12 protein-coding genes and 1 pseudogene are annotated in these 15,732 nt (G+C 37.8%); 10 read left to right on the top strand and 3 right to left on the bottom strand.

Going from position 1 to position 15,732, the window contains the following annotated elements:
* The first annotated feature begins 86 nt into the window (after positions 1 to 86).
* Entirely contained in the window at positions 87 to 734 is a 648-nt protein-coding gene (locus AC1M9P_RS00205; protein ID WP_481586405.1) for a TetR/AcrR family transcriptional regulator, read from the top strand.
* Between the two features lie 39 nt (positions 735 to 773).
* Here AC1M9P_RS00205 and AC1M9P_RS00200 read toward each other — a convergent pair whose 3' ends face one another.
* On the bottom strand, positions 774 to 2,240 hold the full coding sequence (locus tag AC1M9P_RS00200) for a CYTH domain-containing protein (RefSeq protein WP_481586404.1): 1,467 nt from the start codon (positions 2,238 to 2,240) through the stop codon (positions 774 to 776).
* 215 nt (positions 2,241 to 2,455) lie between these two features.
* On the opposite strand from AC1M9P_RS00200, the gene AC1M9P_RS00195 reads away from it, so the two are divergent.
* From AC1M9P_RS00195 to rapA, 8 genes and pseudogenes are all read left to right on the top strand, one after another.
* Positions 2,456 to 2,836: an Mpo1-like protein gene (locus AC1M9P_RS00195; RefSeq protein WP_035268687.1), complete on the top strand. Its 381-nt coding sequence runs from the start codon at positions 2,456 to 2,458 to the stop codon at positions 2,834 to 2,836.
* A 296-nt stretch (positions 2,837 to 3,132) separates the two neighbouring features.
* Positions 3,133 to 3,805 (top strand): annotated as a pseudogene (locus AC1M9P_RS00190) (HAD family hydrolase).
* Between the two features lie 724 nt (positions 3,806 to 4,529).
* Positions 4,530 to 5,150, top strand: a complete 621-nt coding sequence (gene thiE / locus AC1M9P_RS00185) for a thiamine phosphate synthase (RefSeq protein ID WP_481586403.1) — start codon at positions 4,530 to 4,532, stop codon at positions 5,148 to 5,150.
* Between the two features lie 31 nt (positions 5,151 to 5,181).
* Entirely contained in the window at positions 5,182 to 6,480 is a 1,299-nt protein-coding gene (gene hemL, locus AC1M9P_RS00180) for a glutamate-1-semialdehyde 2,1-aminomutase (protein ID WP_481586402.1), read from the top strand.
* A gap of 89 nt (positions 6,481 to 6,569) precedes the next feature.
* Positions 6,570 to 6,986: a GlcG/HbpS family heme-binding protein gene (locus AC1M9P_RS00175; protein ID WP_035267160.1), complete on the top strand. Its 417-nt coding sequence runs from the start codon at positions 6,570 to 6,572 to the stop codon at positions 6,984 to 6,986.
* 1 nt (position 6,987) lies between these two features.
* Positions 6,988 to 7,704 carry an acyl carrier protein gene (locus AC1M9P_RS00170; protein WP_481586401.1) on the top strand — a complete coding sequence of 239 codons (717 nt, stop codon included), beginning with the start codon at positions 6,988 to 6,990 and terminating at the stop codon, positions 7,702 to 7,704.
* A 160-nt stretch (positions 7,705 to 7,864) separates the two neighbouring features.
* Positions 7,865 to 8,509 (top strand): RluA family pseudouridine synthase, encoded by a 645-nt coding sequence (locus AC1M9P_RS00165; RefSeq protein ID WP_481586400.1) that lies wholly within the window; start codon positions 7,865 to 7,867, stop codon positions 8,507 to 8,509.
* A gap of 202 nt (positions 8,510 to 8,711) precedes the next feature.
* A complete protein-coding gene (gene rapA / locus AC1M9P_RS00160) occupies positions 8,712 to 11,549 on the top strand; it encodes an RNA polymerase-associated protein RapA (RefSeq protein ID WP_481586399.1) in 2,838 nt (945 codons plus the stop codon).
* A gap of 29 nt (positions 11,550 to 11,578) precedes the next feature.
* On the opposite strand, the gene AC1M9P_RS00155 is transcribed toward rapA, so the two are convergent.
* Together AC1M9P_RS00155 and AC1M9P_RS00150 are read right to left on the bottom strand one after the other, a co-directional pair.
* Positions 11,579 to 12,382: an enoyl-CoA hydratase-related protein gene (locus AC1M9P_RS00155; protein WP_481586398.1), complete on the bottom strand. Its 804-nt coding sequence runs from the start codon at positions 12,380 to 12,382 to the stop codon at positions 11,579 to 11,581.
* Between the two features lie 79 nt (positions 12,383 to 12,461).
* Entirely contained in the window at positions 12,462 to 13,664 is a 1,203-nt protein-coding gene (locus AC1M9P_RS00150; RefSeq protein ID WP_481586397.1) for an iron-containing alcohol dehydrogenase, read from the bottom strand.
* Between the two features lie 318 nt (positions 13,665 to 13,982).
* Between AC1M9P_RS00150 and AC1M9P_RS00145 the strand changes: the two genes are divergently transcribed.
* Complete coding sequence (locus AC1M9P_RS00145; protein ID WP_481586396.1) at positions 13,983 to 15,689, top strand: AMP-binding protein; 1,707 nt, start codon at positions 13,983 to 13,985, stop codon at positions 15,687 to 15,689.
* Positions 15,690 to 15,732: the final 43 nt, after the last annotated feature.

Here is a 15,732-nt window from a genome sequence, read left to right as displayed (position 1 = left end):
TGATTGTTATAAAAATAAAATATTTGAATTTAAGATCTGGGTCAATTAATTTATTAATGATCATTATAAAATTAATTGGGTTGAATATGCATGAAAGTTCAAAGCCAATAAATCAAATGGATAGTGTCAAATCAATATCTAAGGGGCGTGGACGTCCTAAGTGTTTTAATGAAGAACAAGCACTTGAAAAAGCCATGACACTATTTTGGAAATACGGTTATGAAGCCACTTCAATGAGTGATTTAACATTCGCCATGGGAATCACTGCACCTAGTCTTTATAGTACGTATGGTGATAAATCTGAGCTCTTTAATCGTTGCATTGACTATTATCTCAGGCACGAATCATGCTCGATGGAAATGATTTTTAAACATGCACATTCCATAAAATTAGCAATGGAACTTTATTTGATTGAAAATCTAAAACGACTGGTGCAGAAAGACAAACCCAAAGGATGTATGTTGGTCGTGTCGACAATGAACTGTTCGATTCAAAATCAACAAATACAACAATCAATTTCGGAAAAAAGACAGCTATCTAAATCGAATTTACTAGAAAAATTATTAGCTGCCCAAGCTTCAGGTGAAATTAGTAAACAAACTAATATTCAGGCAATGACAGATTATTATATGACGATTTTGCAAGGACTAAGCTTACAAGCACGTGATGGTGCAACTTTTGAACAATTGGAAAGCGTTGTACACAAGGCGATGCAAACTTGGGATCATTTTTGAGTCAGAACTTCTCACTGACGAAAAGTTCTGACTTAAATTTTATGACTTGATAAATTTTCGACTGACTAGGAATTGTTCAGCCGCTTCCAAAAGTTTTTCAGCGTAAATTTCTTGTTTTGCCGTCAACCAACCTAAGGCGAACCAGTCACTGGCTTCTAATTCTGTTTGCTGTAAGTAGGATGATGAGGAAGACAATACTTGATATTGTTCAGCTGCATAATGTGCATCATTAAGCGCCTTGCCGTATTTTTGTAAGTTCTTCACATCAAAAATTTGTGTTAAGACTGGGAAACTGAATTTTAATTCACTTAAATGTATTGCCAATTGGTCAAGACTTTCAAAGTTAGAGGGATCAGCTTCATTTAGACATTCCTGTAAAACTTTATACTGCTGTTGAAGCGTATTTTGAGCATAGGTTTTGAGGTCTTGGGGTTGCACCTTCTTGGAATTGCCTAAACTAAAACTCAAAAGTTCAAGATAGTGTTGAACGTTTTGGGTAGATCTGACTAGGTTGTTTAATTTTTCTCGGGCGTAGAGCACATCTTTGCTGAGCATTTCAGCAGTTTTAGGGTTTTGCAGAATAGCGCCTAAGGTGTGTTGCATATGCTCATAATGTTTTAGGTTTTCAAAATGGCTTTTAAATGCAGATAATTGATGTGCCCATTTATCAGTGCTTTTTGAGGTCCAGTCTTTAAAAATAGATAGACTTAAAAACAAATAGTTCAAAGCAATATGTGCTTGTTTGATGTGTTCCTGTTCAGCCACTTCCGCAGAAATCGCAGCAATATTCGGCAGTAAATGTTGCATATGATGACCAATCATCATCCGAATCGTTTTTTCTGCGCTTTCTTTTTTTGCAACGATCCATTCTTTTTCAGTTCGCGCTGGGCTTACAACTAAATTTGAAACCAATAAATTACCAAACTCAGCTTTACTTCGAACATCTAGCCAAAGTTGATATTTTTTGACCCACTCAAAACTAAACGCTAGTAATGTTTCAACTTTTCCTTGTTTGAGTTCAAACTCTACTTCATGAATCTCATGTTCTCGATCACCTGATCGTACAACGCCAATATCTAGACACACTTCAATTTCAGCATTCTCAAAGCTAATTACTCGGACTGTACGTTGAATGTCTGTTTCAAACTGCAAGACTAATTGGTCAAAATCACCTTTTAATGCGTCATTTAAGACCTTATAAGCTTCGGAATCATCTGAATAAATAGATAGATCTAAATTCGGTGCAGCTTCAAGATTACCTAAATTATGATTATGTTCGAAACGGTGTAAATGACTTTTACTTTTCGTCGCTTTTAAGGTTTGAACCCATTTGGTATTTTCAAGACGTTGTCGAATGGCTATGCCATGCTGAGAGAGTAGGCGATCTGGAGTGTCATAGTACTTTGCTTGCATTTGAATGAGTTCAGACTTTTTCGGATCGATTGCTTTTAAAATCGCATTTCGTCGAGATTCTGGGATCTGAAACTTTAATTCAATTTCAAGCATGTGATTTTCCTAATTGATCAATCATTTTCATAGAAGTAAGACATTTGATTGCCTTTTAATTTAAAGGGGATTGTAACTGATTCAGTTAGAACCACAATCTTGACAATTCACTTACATTTAATTGAATGAATGATTAATCACAATATTTGTAAGATAAGCTTTTCAAGTGCGATTTTTTGAATTATGGTGGTCAAAAAAAGGACAGGAATACAACAATGAATGCTTATGTAGAGCCGTCTTCATCGCAAGAAGAAGCTAAACTTCAATTACCCATCAAGAATTACTCAGAATTTTATCGTTTTTATTTGACTGAACACCGCAGCATTATGAGTCGTCGTTTACATGCAGCAGGTAGCTCAATCGGTATTTATTTTTTTACTCAAGCGATTCGTCAGCGTAAAGCTAAATATCTAGTCTACGGATTAGTTTCAGGCTACGCATGCGCGTGGGTGGGGCATTTTGTTTTTGAAAAAAATAAGCCAGCAAGCTTTAAACAACCGTTGTATAGCTTTATTTCAGACTGGAGAATGTTATCTGATATTTTGCGCGGAAACTTGAGTTTGAAAGATCGTAAATTTGATAAAATTGATAGCTAAATTTATATTTTTTTAAAAAAGCTCAGAAAATTCTGGGCTTTTTTGTCATGAAATGTTTTAAGAAAGCTACACAAAAATATGATTATATGATAGCTGGAAAGGCTTAAGATCCAATGAATAAATCCAAATTATAAATATTGGGATTAAATAAAAAAATTAACGTATTAAGTTAGATGAGTTAACGGTATTATTCTGATAAACCGCATATAATACATATTATGTTAATTTGAATAATACTGAAAAAAAAAGAAGATGAACTATATATAGAACTTTTATTATGAGAGTAAGTATTTTTAATGCGAAACATACTTCTGTTTGATTTGGATCAAACTATTTTGAATAGGAATGAGTCACTTATTCGTTTTATAAGTTGGCAAGTAAATTTTTTCCAATTAGTACCACAAGAACTAAAAGATGCATTTATAAAAAAATTTATTGAATTGGATGATAATGGAAATGTTTGGAAAGATATCGTTTACAGTCAATTAATCAAAGATTTTAATATAAAAAAATTTACTGTTGATGAATTACTTAATTCTTACATTACTGATTTCAATAAATTTTCAATTGGTTTTGATGACGTCCAAAAAGTCATTTCAGATCTTTATCAAAAGGGATATAAGATTGGGTTAGTCTCCAATGGAAAAAGCCCATTTCAGGAACATAATTTTTATGCTTTAGGTCTTACCGAATATTTCTCGACTATCATAGTTTCAGAAGCGATTGGCTTGAGAAAGCCCGATAAAAAAATATTTGCTTACGCTTGTAACCAGTTAAATTGTACACCTTCTGATTGTATTTTTATTGGTGATAATCCTAAAGCTGATATAGAAGGTGCAAAAAATGTTGGTATGAAAACTATTTTTTTTTCACCCAAATAAAATACTAAAAAAAGCAATTACAGATGAGAGTATTCATCATTATGATGAATTAGAGCAAGCCATCAATAGAATAAATAATGGGGGCTAATGATGAATGATAAAATTAATTTATATGAAAACGTTTTATATAGTTGAATGAGTTAAGAAAATGTATTGATAATATTGGTGCTTCACTCATTTTGATACTATCCGAGCGCTTTAAGTAAACAAATAAAAATAGGAAAATTAAAGGCTTAATCTGAGTTACCCTCAGTAGATCTCTGAAAGAGAAAACAATCAAATTGTTAATTTTAAAAAACTTTCTGACGAAGCTATTTATGTCCATTAGTTGCCGGCAAGTTTTACGATTGATTATTGATGAAGTTATCAAACATTATGAATTAAGTACTGAATCAAATAATTAAACGCATCTATTTAACATAATTGAGATTATACAAAATTATTGACTGTACTTTAATGGAAGAGGGAATCCCTTAAGCATTTGCTGTGCATGACATGCTAAAAGGTGTTTTCATACTGATTCGTTTATAACTAATGCCAGGTATAGGCTCCTTCGCAGGCAACATATCTCTTTTTTCGCAAATTTCCTTTATGTACTTAAGTATGTCTTTCGAAGAACTAGATGGAATATATTCAAGCGTATTGGAGCCAATTTTTCTTGGATTAAATTTCTCAAATTCATTTCAATCAATATCTTGAACACGCTTAGTCAACAATAGAGCCTGTTAATTTCTACATTTTATCAATGTGTTCTTCCAAGGCTTTGTCCTATAATGTTTTAAATTTTTAGTATTTGCCTAGAGTTATTCTTTATGCGCGGTTTGTATTTAATCACCAACGATGATCCTATTGAACTTCTATTAGCAAAGCTTGAAGGAGCGATGGCAACTTATGAAGTTGCAGTACTTCAGTATCGTCGTAAAAACGTTGCGAAAGAAGATCAAGCTTATGAAATTGAATACATGAAGAATATGTGTAATCAATATAAGGTTCCTTTTGTCATCAATGATGATTTAGAGGCCGCAGTCAAATATGGCGTGGGTGTGCATCTTGGTCAAGATGATGGTTCAATCCAAGAGGCTGTGGAAAGATTGCCAAAAAACGTCTTAATTGGACGTAGTTGTAATAATTCTATTGAACTAGCTGAGCAAGCGATCGCAGACGGCGCAAATTATGTAGCATTTGGCGCAATTTATGCGACACAAAGCAAACCTGAAGCAGGTAATATTGGTTTAGAAACATTAAAAGCTGCAAAAGCAAAATTAAATGTACCTATTTGCGCGATTGGAGGTTTGACGGTTGAAAATGGCGCTGAAGTGATTGCTGCCGGAGCAGATCTTTGTGCTGTCATTAGCGATGTATTGGGTCGGTCTATGTCAACTGTTGGTCAACGTGTTTACGACTGGTCAGAGCTATTTGCTAAACAAGCTTAAATTTTTTACTTTTTTGAGTTGAGTGATTTTCATGAGTTTATCTCCTAAGCAAGAACAACTATTTAAACAAGCCAGCAAACATATTCCTGGTGGTGTGAATTCACCAGTACGTGCTTTTAATGGTGTAGGCGGTACGCCGGTATTTATTGAAAAAGCTCAAGGTGCCTACCTGTATGATGTAGATGGCAAACGCTATGTAGATTATGTGGGTTCATGGGGACCAATGATTTTAGGACATGCACACCCTGCGATTATTAAAGCTGTTCAAGACGCCGCTGTTGATGGTCTAAGTTTTGGTGCACCTACGGTGCATGAAACGACATTGGCAGATATTATCTGTGAAATTATGCCGTCAATTGAATTGGTACGTATGACCAACTCAGGGACAGAAGCAACAATGACTGCGATTCGACTTGCACGTGGGTATACAGGTCGTGACAAGATTGTTAAGTTTGAGGGCTGTTACCATGGTCACTCAGATTCACTTTTAGTGAAAGCAGGTTCTGGTCTACTCACAAGTGGTGAAGGCGAGGCGACATCTGCGGGTGTTCCTGCTGATTTTGCAAAACATACATTAACGCTTCCATACAATGATATTGCGACTTTAAAAGAATGTTTTGCTAAGTTTGGTTCCGAAATTGCGGGTGTTATTGTTGAACCTGTTGCAGGTAACATGAACTTGGTCAAACCAATTGATGGATTCTTGCAAGCCATTCGAGATGTGTGTGATGAGCATGGTTCAGTATTCATTATTGATGAAGTGATGACTGGATTCCGTGTGGGATTAGGTGGAGCTCAAGCACACTACGGCGTTACACCTGATTTAACTACGCTAGGTAAAATTATTGGTGCAGGTCTTCCTGTAGGCGCATTTGGTGGTAAGCGCGAAGTGATGGAATGTATTGCACCTCTAGGTAAAGTTTATCAAGCGGGAACTTTGTCAGGTAATCCGCTGGCAATGAGAGCTGGGATTGAGATGTTTAAACATCTTCGTCAACCAGGTTTCTATGAAAATCTAACCGCACAGCTCGAAAAGTTATTGACTGGTTTACAGACTGCCGCTGATGAAGCAGGTATACCATTTAAGACTCAACAGGTTGGAGGTATGTTTGGATTGTATTTCACTGATCAAGAAGACATCACAAGCTTTGATTCAATGTTGAAATGCGATGTTGAAATGTTCCGTAAATTCTTCCATGGCATGTTGGATGAAGGTGTAAATTTAGCGCCTTCTGCTTTTGAAGCCGGCTTTATCTCAAGTGCGCATTCCGATGAAGATATTGCGTTCACTATTCAAGCAGCTAAGAATGTATTTGCGCGTTTAAAATAGAATTTTTTTGAAAATCTATTAACATAAGCCTACAGTGTAAATACTGTAGGCTTTTTTGCACGTATAAAATTCACGGACTTAAAATAGAAATGAAATTAAAACATTATTTAACTTTAGAAGACGCGGAGTTCTTACTGACGCGTGCGCAACAATATGCGATTGATAAAAAGTTGAATGTCAGTATTTCTGTTGTAGATGAAACTGGAAGTTTACTTGCAATGAAACGCATGGATGGTGCCTCTCCGATGACTGCGAATTTGTCAGCCGAAAAAGCAAAATGTTCAGCTTTGAGCCGCCACCCATCTCAAATTTTTGAAGAGCTGATCAAAGATGGGCAATTGGGTTTTCTGACTGTTCACTCATTGTCGGGAATGTTAGAAGGTGCAGAACCCATTATTTATCAAGGGCAATTGGTGGGAGCTGTGGGAGTTTCAGGTGCTAAATCTTTTGAAGATGCTGAAATTGCGCTGCATGCCATAGAAGTTTTCTTGGCTTTAGCTGATTAAAGTGGCAATGTCATATTTTTATACACCACCCAAAAAAATTGAACTCAGCGGGAGTTTGGCAAAGTGGTCCATTCAAGCTGAACAATGCGTCTTGGTGGTTTTTGGATTTCAACGTTTAGCTGAATATAGCAATGACCAACATCAAGAATTATTAATTCATTTAAATCGCTTAATTAAAAAAGCTCAGGCTTTAGATATTGAAGTGATTGAAATTGAAGAGCAGCAATCATTTTCTAAAGTAGCGCAGTTGGGTGAATTACTCGCAGAAAAGAAACAACTCATTGTGTCTGGCATGATCAATTCACCTATAAAGCAACTTTTACAGCATATCATTTCGATTACTCCTCAAATTTGTGTGGTGAACGATGCTGTTCATGTAGAAACGAAGAGCCAACATTTACAGTGGATTCAGAACTGTGTAGAACAAGGTATTCATCATATGAATACATCTTCCATGATTCGAATGCTGGAATTGAGTGCGCCGACCTCATTTATTCTTTCTGAAAAGGGTATATTGCTGTCTATTGCTGAATACCTTGAATTCGATATTTTAGAAATTGATCCATTTCAAGATTTAAGGCGCTATGGCTTAGATTCGGTCGCAATGGTGAGTTTGATTGGCTTGTGGAGAGCCAATGGCGCACATATAGATTTTGAATCATTTGGGCAAAATTGCACACTTTCTCAATTGCTTCCTATCCTGAGAAAAGACAGCTAGATGTCACAAACAAAACTTAATTCATTTGAATCGTTAGATTGATTTAATTTCTATCAGATATCGGAAAAATCGTCACTGTTTGTCCATTTCAAGATTGTAATTTATCGCTAAGCTTTCTATTATTGCCGCCTTGTTTTCACGATCTGCTAGGAATAGAAATTTGAGTCATTTTCTTCAGGAACATCTCATTCATCGTGATCAAGATTTTATGGTGATTCACAAACCAGCTGGATTACTTTCTGTTCCGGGCAAAACGCCTGACCTTCAAGATTGCGTTATCAATCGTCTTCTTCAAGAAGAACCGCGTACACTTCTTATTCATCGTTTAGATCGTGATACATCCGGCTTATTGGTGTTTGGACTCAGCAAAACAGGTCAAAAATCGATTTCGCGCCAATTTCAAGAACGTGAAACGGATAAAACTTATCAAGCACTAGTCGCGGGATGTGTAGAAGGTCAAGGAACTGTAGATATTCCTGTGATTTACGACCCATCGCGTCCGCCATTGCATATCGTAGATGAGCATCACAATAAAGCAGCGTTAACGCATTGGGAAGCAGTTGAAAAATTTCAAATTCAAGATCAGTGGGTGACACGCGTAATATTAACGCCAATCACAGGTCGAGCACATCAACTTCGCGTTCATATGCAGCATTTAGGGCATCCCATCGTAGGGGATACTTTGTATGCAACACCAGCGCAACAAGCTTTGAAAGATCGACTCTGTTTGCATGCAGAGCAGTTAAGTTTCAATCATCCTGTTACCGGTGAACGACTGAACTTTCATTGTCCAGTGCCGTTCTAAATACACATTTTTAAATCAGCATACGAATATTTTATGATCTGATCATAATGAAATCTTGGTTATGATCAATTAAATAGATCGGTGCTAAATATTGCTCACTTTTTGGTGGGCTTTATGTCAAAATATATTGCTTATAGACGTTAAATTTTGCTCAAATCATCTCCTGTTTGAGCATAAGTTTTCAGTCCTAACTTGAGATAAGGTGGAAAAATTGCAGCAGTTTGCTATTGGTCAACGTTGGTTATCAGACACAGAGACAGAGTTAGGTTTAGGGGTTTTGATTGATGTAAATGAACGATCAATTAGTATCCTCTTTCCTAAAAGTGACGAAACCCGTGTCTATGCACGTAGTAACGCACCTTTATCTCGAATTGTGTTCAATGTGAATGATGAGCTTCAAGACCAAGAGGGCATCGTCTGGAAAGTCGAATCATTAGAAGAGCGTGGTGGCGTTATTCGTTATAACGTCATTCGTCAGTTACAAGATGGTACTGATGAACGCAAATCATTAAATGAAACCCGTGTTGGTGCGACGATTCAATTGTCTAAACCACTTGATCGTTTACTGGCAAGCCAAATTGATTATAAAGAATGGTATGACCTGCGTATTGAAGCATTACAAATGCAAGCTAATATGCAAAATAGTCCATTACGTGGCATGGTGGGTGCTCGTGTTGGATTGATTCCTCACCAATTTTATATCGCGCATGAAGTAGGTAAGCGCTTTGCTCCACGTGTCTTATTGGCGGATGAAGTTGGTCTAGGTAAAACCATTGAAGCAGGTTTAATCATACACCAGCAACTTAAAACAGGACGTTCTGAACGCATCCTGGTTTTAGTTCCTGATTCGCTGCAATATCAGTGGATGATTGAAATGCGTCGCCGTTTCAATTTGAATTTCTCGCTATTTGATTTAACGCGTACTGCTTCGATCAAAGAACATGATCCAGAATTGAATCCGTTCTTAACTGAACAGTGCATCATTGCATCTGTTGATCTCATGATCGACCACGAAGATTTACGTGAGCAAGCACTTGAAGCCGGTTTTGATTTGCTTGTGGTGGATGAAGCACATCACTTAATGTGGTCAGAAGAAGAAGGTGGTAATGACCGCTATGACCTTGTTGAAGAATTTGCTGAAAAAACAGCAGGGGTACTTTTACTGACTGCAACGCCTGAACAGTTAGGTGTCGAGTCTCATTTTGCCCGTTTACGTTTACTCGATCCACAACGTTTTAGTTCGCTTGATCGTTTCTTAGATGAAGAGGAAAAATATCAGCAAACAGCTCAAATTGCAGAAGTGCTGATGTCGGATCAGGCTCTTGAAGCTGATCATTTCCAAGCGATTGAGCAGTTACTGGGTCACAAGATTGAAGATGATCCAGAACAGCGTTTCCGTGCAATTCATGAATTGTTAGATCGTCACGGTACGGGGCGTGTACTATTCCGTAATACACGTGAAGCGATTCAAGGCTTCCCTGGTCGCGATTGTCAGCCTGCACCATTACCTGCGCCAGAAGGATGGTCGATGGATGGTAAACTTCGTGAACAAATGTGGCCAGAAGAAGCGCAATTGGACGGTGCTTGGATGGAAACTGATCCGCGTGTAACGTGGATTATGGAAATGCTCCGTACTCAGTTAAAGCATAAAAAAGTCTTACTCATTGCGCGTAGTGGGCCTGTAGTTGAAGCTTTAGAAAATGCATTACGTATCCATGCAGGGATCCGTACAGCAATGTTCCATGAAGGCATGAGTCTATTAGAGCGTGACCAAGCAGCTGCTTATTTTGCAGAAGATTCGTATGGTGCTCAGATTTTATTGTGTTCAGAAATTGGTTCAGAAGGTCGTAACTTCCAGTTTGCTTCAGATTTAATCCTATTTGATTTGCCAGCGAATCCTGATGTGCTTGAACAGCGTATCGGTCGACTTGATCGTATTGGTCAAGAAAACCGTATTCAGATTCATGTGCCATATTTAGTGGGCACAGCACAAGAGCGTATGTTCCGTTGGTACAATGAAGCATTAAATATTTTCAGCAATATTTCTCCAACTGCGCAAACCTTACAAGAAAATTTTATTGTTGATCTTAAAGATTGCTTGTTGGCTGATAAAGGTCAAGCTTTTGAAGATTTGCTTGAAGCCGTAAGTGTGCAACGTGAAGCTTTAGAGCAAGAGCTACAAGCTGGACGTGATCGTTTATTGGAATACAATTCTTGTCGCCCAATGGTTGCGCAAGAAATTGTGCAAGCACTCGAAGAGTATGATGACAATACGACTTTGCCAATGTTTATGAAACGCTTCATGGCATCAACCAATATTGATTTTGATGAGCAAAGTAATGGCACGGTAATTATTAAGCCTACGGATCAAATGCAAGTCCAAGGTCTGACTTTGGATGAGGAAGGCATGACCGTGACGTTCTATCGTGATCAGGCTCAGATCCGTGAAGATGCGCAATACATAACGCTTGAGCATCCTTTCACTGAAAGTGTCATGGAAATGATCAATACGCAATCGTTTGGTAGTACCAATGTGGCGTTATTGAAGTCTGCAGCTTTACCACAAGGTTCAGTTTTAGTTGAGGTGTGGTTCAAAGTGGATGTGATTGCACCGAAAGCATTGAACTTGCCAGCGAGTTTACCAACACAATTGATTCGTGTGTTATTAAGTGAAAAAGGCCAAGATTTATCAGCTAAAATTGCACCAGATATTTTGAAACCATACTTACATCATCTTGACGGTAATAGTTGTCGCCAAGTGGTGAAAGCACGTCGTGATGTCGTTGAACAACGTTATGCACAAGCTTTAGACATTGCAAAAGGTGCTTTGCCTGAATTAAAACAGCAAGCGAAAGAAATCTATAGCAATAAATGGCAATATGAAATTGATCGTTTAAGTTATTTGAAACAATTTAACCCAAGTATTCGCGAAGATGAAATTGCACGTTTGCAGAAGCTTCAAAAAGAAGGCTTAAGCCTTTTAGAAGGTTTAGCTGTAACGCCTGAAGCGATTCGAGTCTTGGTGGTGGTAAAGCCATAAAATAAAAAAAGCACCCTAGGGTGCTTTTTTTAGGACTGCAGAAATTGATTGAAGTCAGGTTTTCTTTTTTGTAAGAAAGCCATCACGGCTTCAATCATTTCAGGTGATGTTAAACGTTCTGCAACAACCTCAGCTTCCTGGACAATACAATTCTGAATTTGATCTTGCTCGGGTCGAATTTGTTTTTTAATAATTTTTAGCGTGGTCATTGGCAGTTGACTCATCTGTTGAGCCCGCTGTAAAGCTAATTGTTCAGGTTGCTCGCAAATCTGATTGATGATTCGACATTTTAGCGCCTCTTCCGCTGAAAATTTTCGACCTGTGAGCAATAATTCGGCAGCCATATGATAACCAGCCAACTCAGTGAAAAGAAGGCTGGTGCCACCTTCTACAGATAATCCCAAACTTACAAATGGAATTTGAAATTCTGTATTGGGGTGGGCGTATACCATGTCACAGTGAAATAGCATAGTGACGCCAACGCCTATGGTGCAGCCACGTACCGCAGCAATAATAGGTTTAGAAAATCTTGCGATCGCTTTTAGGAAGACAAAGGGTGGTGTAGCATCAGCGGCTAAACCAACATATTTTTGAGCGGCAGACATAAAATCTTTCAGATCATTTCCTGCGGTAAAATCCTGTTCGTTACCCTGTAAAATCACAACATTCACTTGTTGAGATTGATCTGCCGCATCCAATACTTTTGCAATGTCATTGTACATTTCCCCATTTAAAGCATTTTTTTGCTCGGGGTGATCAATTTTGATGGTCAGGATTCTATTCTCAATCGTGACATGAATAAAAGGGTTTAGTGAATCTAAATTTTTTAACATGGCGGCATTCCTTGTCGCAAATTAAAAAAGCTCAGTAGACACGATTGTATACTGAGCTTTTATTCGTGCCTTATTGGCATTAAAGTCGATTTAAAATTTGCTCAGCATCTGAATAATTCATGTATTTTGGTACGGCATAAATTCCATGGGCTTCAGTAAAAGCAGATTTAATCATCTCTGGGAAATCTTGCTTTTTTAAATTCGGAATCTCAGTATTGATTTTCAAATCTTTGAGTAATTGCTTTACGCTTTGAATGAATATATTTGCGGCTTGTTCATCCGAAGTGTGTGACGAGCTTAAACCAATTTTCTTCGCTGCTAGTGCTAAGCGTTTTTCTGATGCTTTACGATTAAATTCTAGAACATGAGGCAAGATAATGGCATTAGCGCGTCCGTGTGGGATTTGATATTGAGTCCCTAATTGATGCGCCAAAGCATGTACATAGCCAATTCCAGCACTATTCATTGCTAAACCAGCATAATGAGAACCGAGCGCCATTGCTTCACGTGCTGCAATATTCTGACCATCTTCAAATGCTTTTTTTAAATTCTCCATGATCAATTTCATGGCTGCACTGGCGTAATAATCTGATTGTTTGTTGGCGAATCCGCTTACCCACGATTCAATTGCATGAGTAAGGGCATCAATGCCAGTGTCAGCAGTGATAGCAGGTGGCATGCCTTTCATGATGACGGGATCTAAAGCAGTTGCTAATGGAACGACTTTGGGATCAATAACTAAGCCTTTAATATGAGTTTCACTGTCTGAAATAACTGCGGCAATGGTAACTTCAGAACCTGTACCTGCGGTGGTCGGAATCACGAACAATGGATATGCAGGTTTACGGCTTTTTAAAATTCCAAAAAGTTGTTTAGGCGATTTATGGTTTGCGGCTGCGAGCGCTAATACTTTTGCTGTATCAATCGTCGAACCACCCCCTATACCCAATACGCTATCGCATCCGGTATTTTTAAACAGTGCTAGAGATTTTTCGACAATTTCACAAGTTGGATCAGGTTTTACATCAGAGAAAATAACAACTTCAATCCCATTGTGCTGTAATTGATCTTGAATGGGTTGTATGACACCTAATTTGACCAATATTGCATCAGTCACAATCATCACTTTTTTCATGCCGAGCTGAGCAATATTGCCACACAATTGCATTGATGAATCTTCACCCGCAAATACGAGAGGATGTGATACTGGGATTGCAAGGGTGAGGGCTTTGACAGCCATGAGTTGAGTTTTTGCACGTAAAATAGTGGCAATCTGAGCCATAATGATCAATCTCTATCCATGAGTTTGATTTAGTTATAGGATAATCATTGTCCAAGTACATTGGCGATAATCATCAACACATTGGTCTTAAATTACAATTTTATCAAAAATATAGCGCTATTAAACTGAGCAAAATAATGGTTGGATTTTGATCAGAATTCATGATAGAAAATAGAAAATAATTCGAAAATTTAAATCGTAAAGCTGTAGTTTTTACTCGGCAATCAGGAACTCAGGACGAGTTTAAAACGATTAAATCAGCTTTCGGTTATGAGTCATTACATAACAACAATGATGCGTTATTGGGAGTCATTTCACATGGAAGTAAATCAGCACAACAACCAATTTGAGTTTTTACCGACTCATATTCACTACTTAATGTATTGGGAAAAGAAATCGCCAAACCAAGATTTCTTGGTTCAGCCTTTACCAAATGGTCAGGTGATTAAATACACCTGGGGAGAAGTGGCCAGTCAAGTCAAAAAAATGGCTGCTTATTTACAATCTCTGAATTTGCCAGGCCGCTCACAGATTGCAATTTTTGGTAAAAATAGCGCGCATTGGATCATGGCAGATCTAGCCATTTGGATGGCAGGGCACGTGTCGGTTCCCTTATATACGACTCTCAATGGTGAAGGCACCAAATATGTTCTAGATCATAGTGAAACTAAGGCTCTGTTTATCGGTAAGTTGGATGGCATTGGAGATAGTTGGAACGATGTAAAACAAATCATCCCGCGAGATATGCATTGTATTAAATTGCCATTGGCGCCTGACTATAATGCGCCGACATGGGATGAAATCACTGCGAAAACAGCACCAACCAGTGAGCCTTATTTTCCAAACGAGGATGAGCTTGCGACCATTATTTATACCTCGGGCAGTACAGGTCTACCTAAGGGCGTTATGCAAAGTTATAAGACCTTACTCTCACCTGCGAGTGAGCTGAAATCTACGTTTGGTGTTTCAGAAAAAGATCGTGCTTTATCTTACTTGCCGCTAGCTCATGTTGCAGAGCGTGTATTTATTCAATCATCCGTGATGATTTGTGGTTTTACCGTTTATTTTGCCAATTCATTAGATACATTTATTGAAGATCTTAATCGTGCAAAACCAACGATCTTCTTTTCTGTGCCACGTTTATGGACCAAATTTTATTTGGGGATTAATGAAAAAATTCCACTTAATGTACAAAACGTGTTGTTTAAAATCCCATTCTTGGGCAATAAGATTAAGCAAAAACTCTTGGCAAAATTGGGTTTGAATCATGTTCGTTATGCTTTAACGGGTTCTGCACCTTTACCCGTAGATATTATTAAATGGTATCGTAATTTGGGCTTAGAGTTGCTTGAAGTTTATGGAATGACAGAAAACTGTGGATACTCGCATATCACACGTATGGGTGAATATATGAGTGGATATGTCGGACATGTTCAAGCACGAGTAGACTGCAAGATTGATGAGAATGGTGAGATTTTAGTCAGAAGCCCAGGAACAATGTTGGGTTATTACAAGAACCCAGAAAAAACAGCTGAAGATTTGACTGAGGATGGTTATTTAAGAACAGGAGACATGGGTGAAATTGATGCGACTGGCCGTCTAAAAATTACTGGACGTGTAAAGGACATCTTTAAAACTCAGAAAGGTAAGTATGTAATGCCTGTACCAATTGAACAAAAGATTGGTAATAACCAAATGATTGAATCTGTCTGTGTTGGTGGTGCAAGCCATAAACAGCCGATCGCCTTTGTGATGTTGGCAGAAGAAATTCGCAATAAATTGCAACAAGATAATAAACGTGATGATATCGAAGCAAAATTAATTGAGTTGAAGAATGAAATTAATGAAAAGCTTGAGTCACATGAAAAAATTGCATTCTTTGTGGTCATCATGGATTTGTGGACGATGGATAACGATATGTTGACGCCGACTATGAAGATTAAGCGTAATAAAATTGAGGCGAAGTACGAAGCCCTTATTCCAACTTGGGTTGCTCAAAATAAAGAAGTTATTTGGGAAAAGTAATAAAAAAGCCCTTCAACTGAAGGGCTTTTTTTACACTCAGTAT

Source organism: Acinetobacter sp. 25-47-122, assembly GCF_056779695.1.
The sequence above is the reverse complement of the archived record's forward strand: the minus strand, read 5'-3'. Positions and strand labels throughout refer to the sequence as shown.

Excerpts from the sequence above, each read along its gene's own strand:
- AC1M9P_RS00205 (WP_481586405.1), top strand. The coding sequence starts at position 87 with ATGCATGAAAGTTCAAAGCCAATAAATCAAATGGATAGTGTCAAATCA.
- AC1M9P_RS00200 (WP_481586404.1), bottom strand. The coding sequence starts at position 2,240 with ATGCTTGAAATTGAATTAAAGTTTCAGATCCCAGAATCTCGACGAAAT.
- AC1M9P_RS00195 (WP_035268687.1), top strand. The coding sequence starts at position 2,456 with ATGAATGCTTATGTAGAGCCGTCTTCATCGCAAGAAGAAGCTAAACTT.
- thiE (WP_481586403.1), top strand. The coding sequence starts at position 4,530 with ATGCGCGGTTTGTATTTAATCACCAACGATGATCCTATTGAACTTCTA.
- hemL (WP_481586402.1), top strand. The coding sequence starts at position 5,182 with ATGAGTTTATCTCCTAAGCAAGAACAACTATTTAAACAAGCCAGCAAA.
- AC1M9P_RS00175 (WP_035267160.1), top strand. The coding sequence starts at position 6,570 with ATGAAATTAAAACATTATTTAACTTTAGAAGACGCGGAGTTCTTACTG.
- AC1M9P_RS00155 (WP_481586398.1), bottom strand. The coding sequence starts at position 12,382 with ATGTTAAAAAATTTAGATTCACTAAACCCTTTTATTCATGTCACGATT.
- AC1M9P_RS00150 (WP_481586397.1), bottom strand. The coding sequence starts at position 13,664 with ATGGCTCAGATTGCCACTATTTTACGTGCAAAAACTCAACTCATGGCT.
- AC1M9P_RS00145 (WP_481586396.1), top strand. The coding sequence starts at position 13,983 with ATGGAAGTAAATCAGCACAACAACCAATTTGAGTTTTTACCGACTCAT.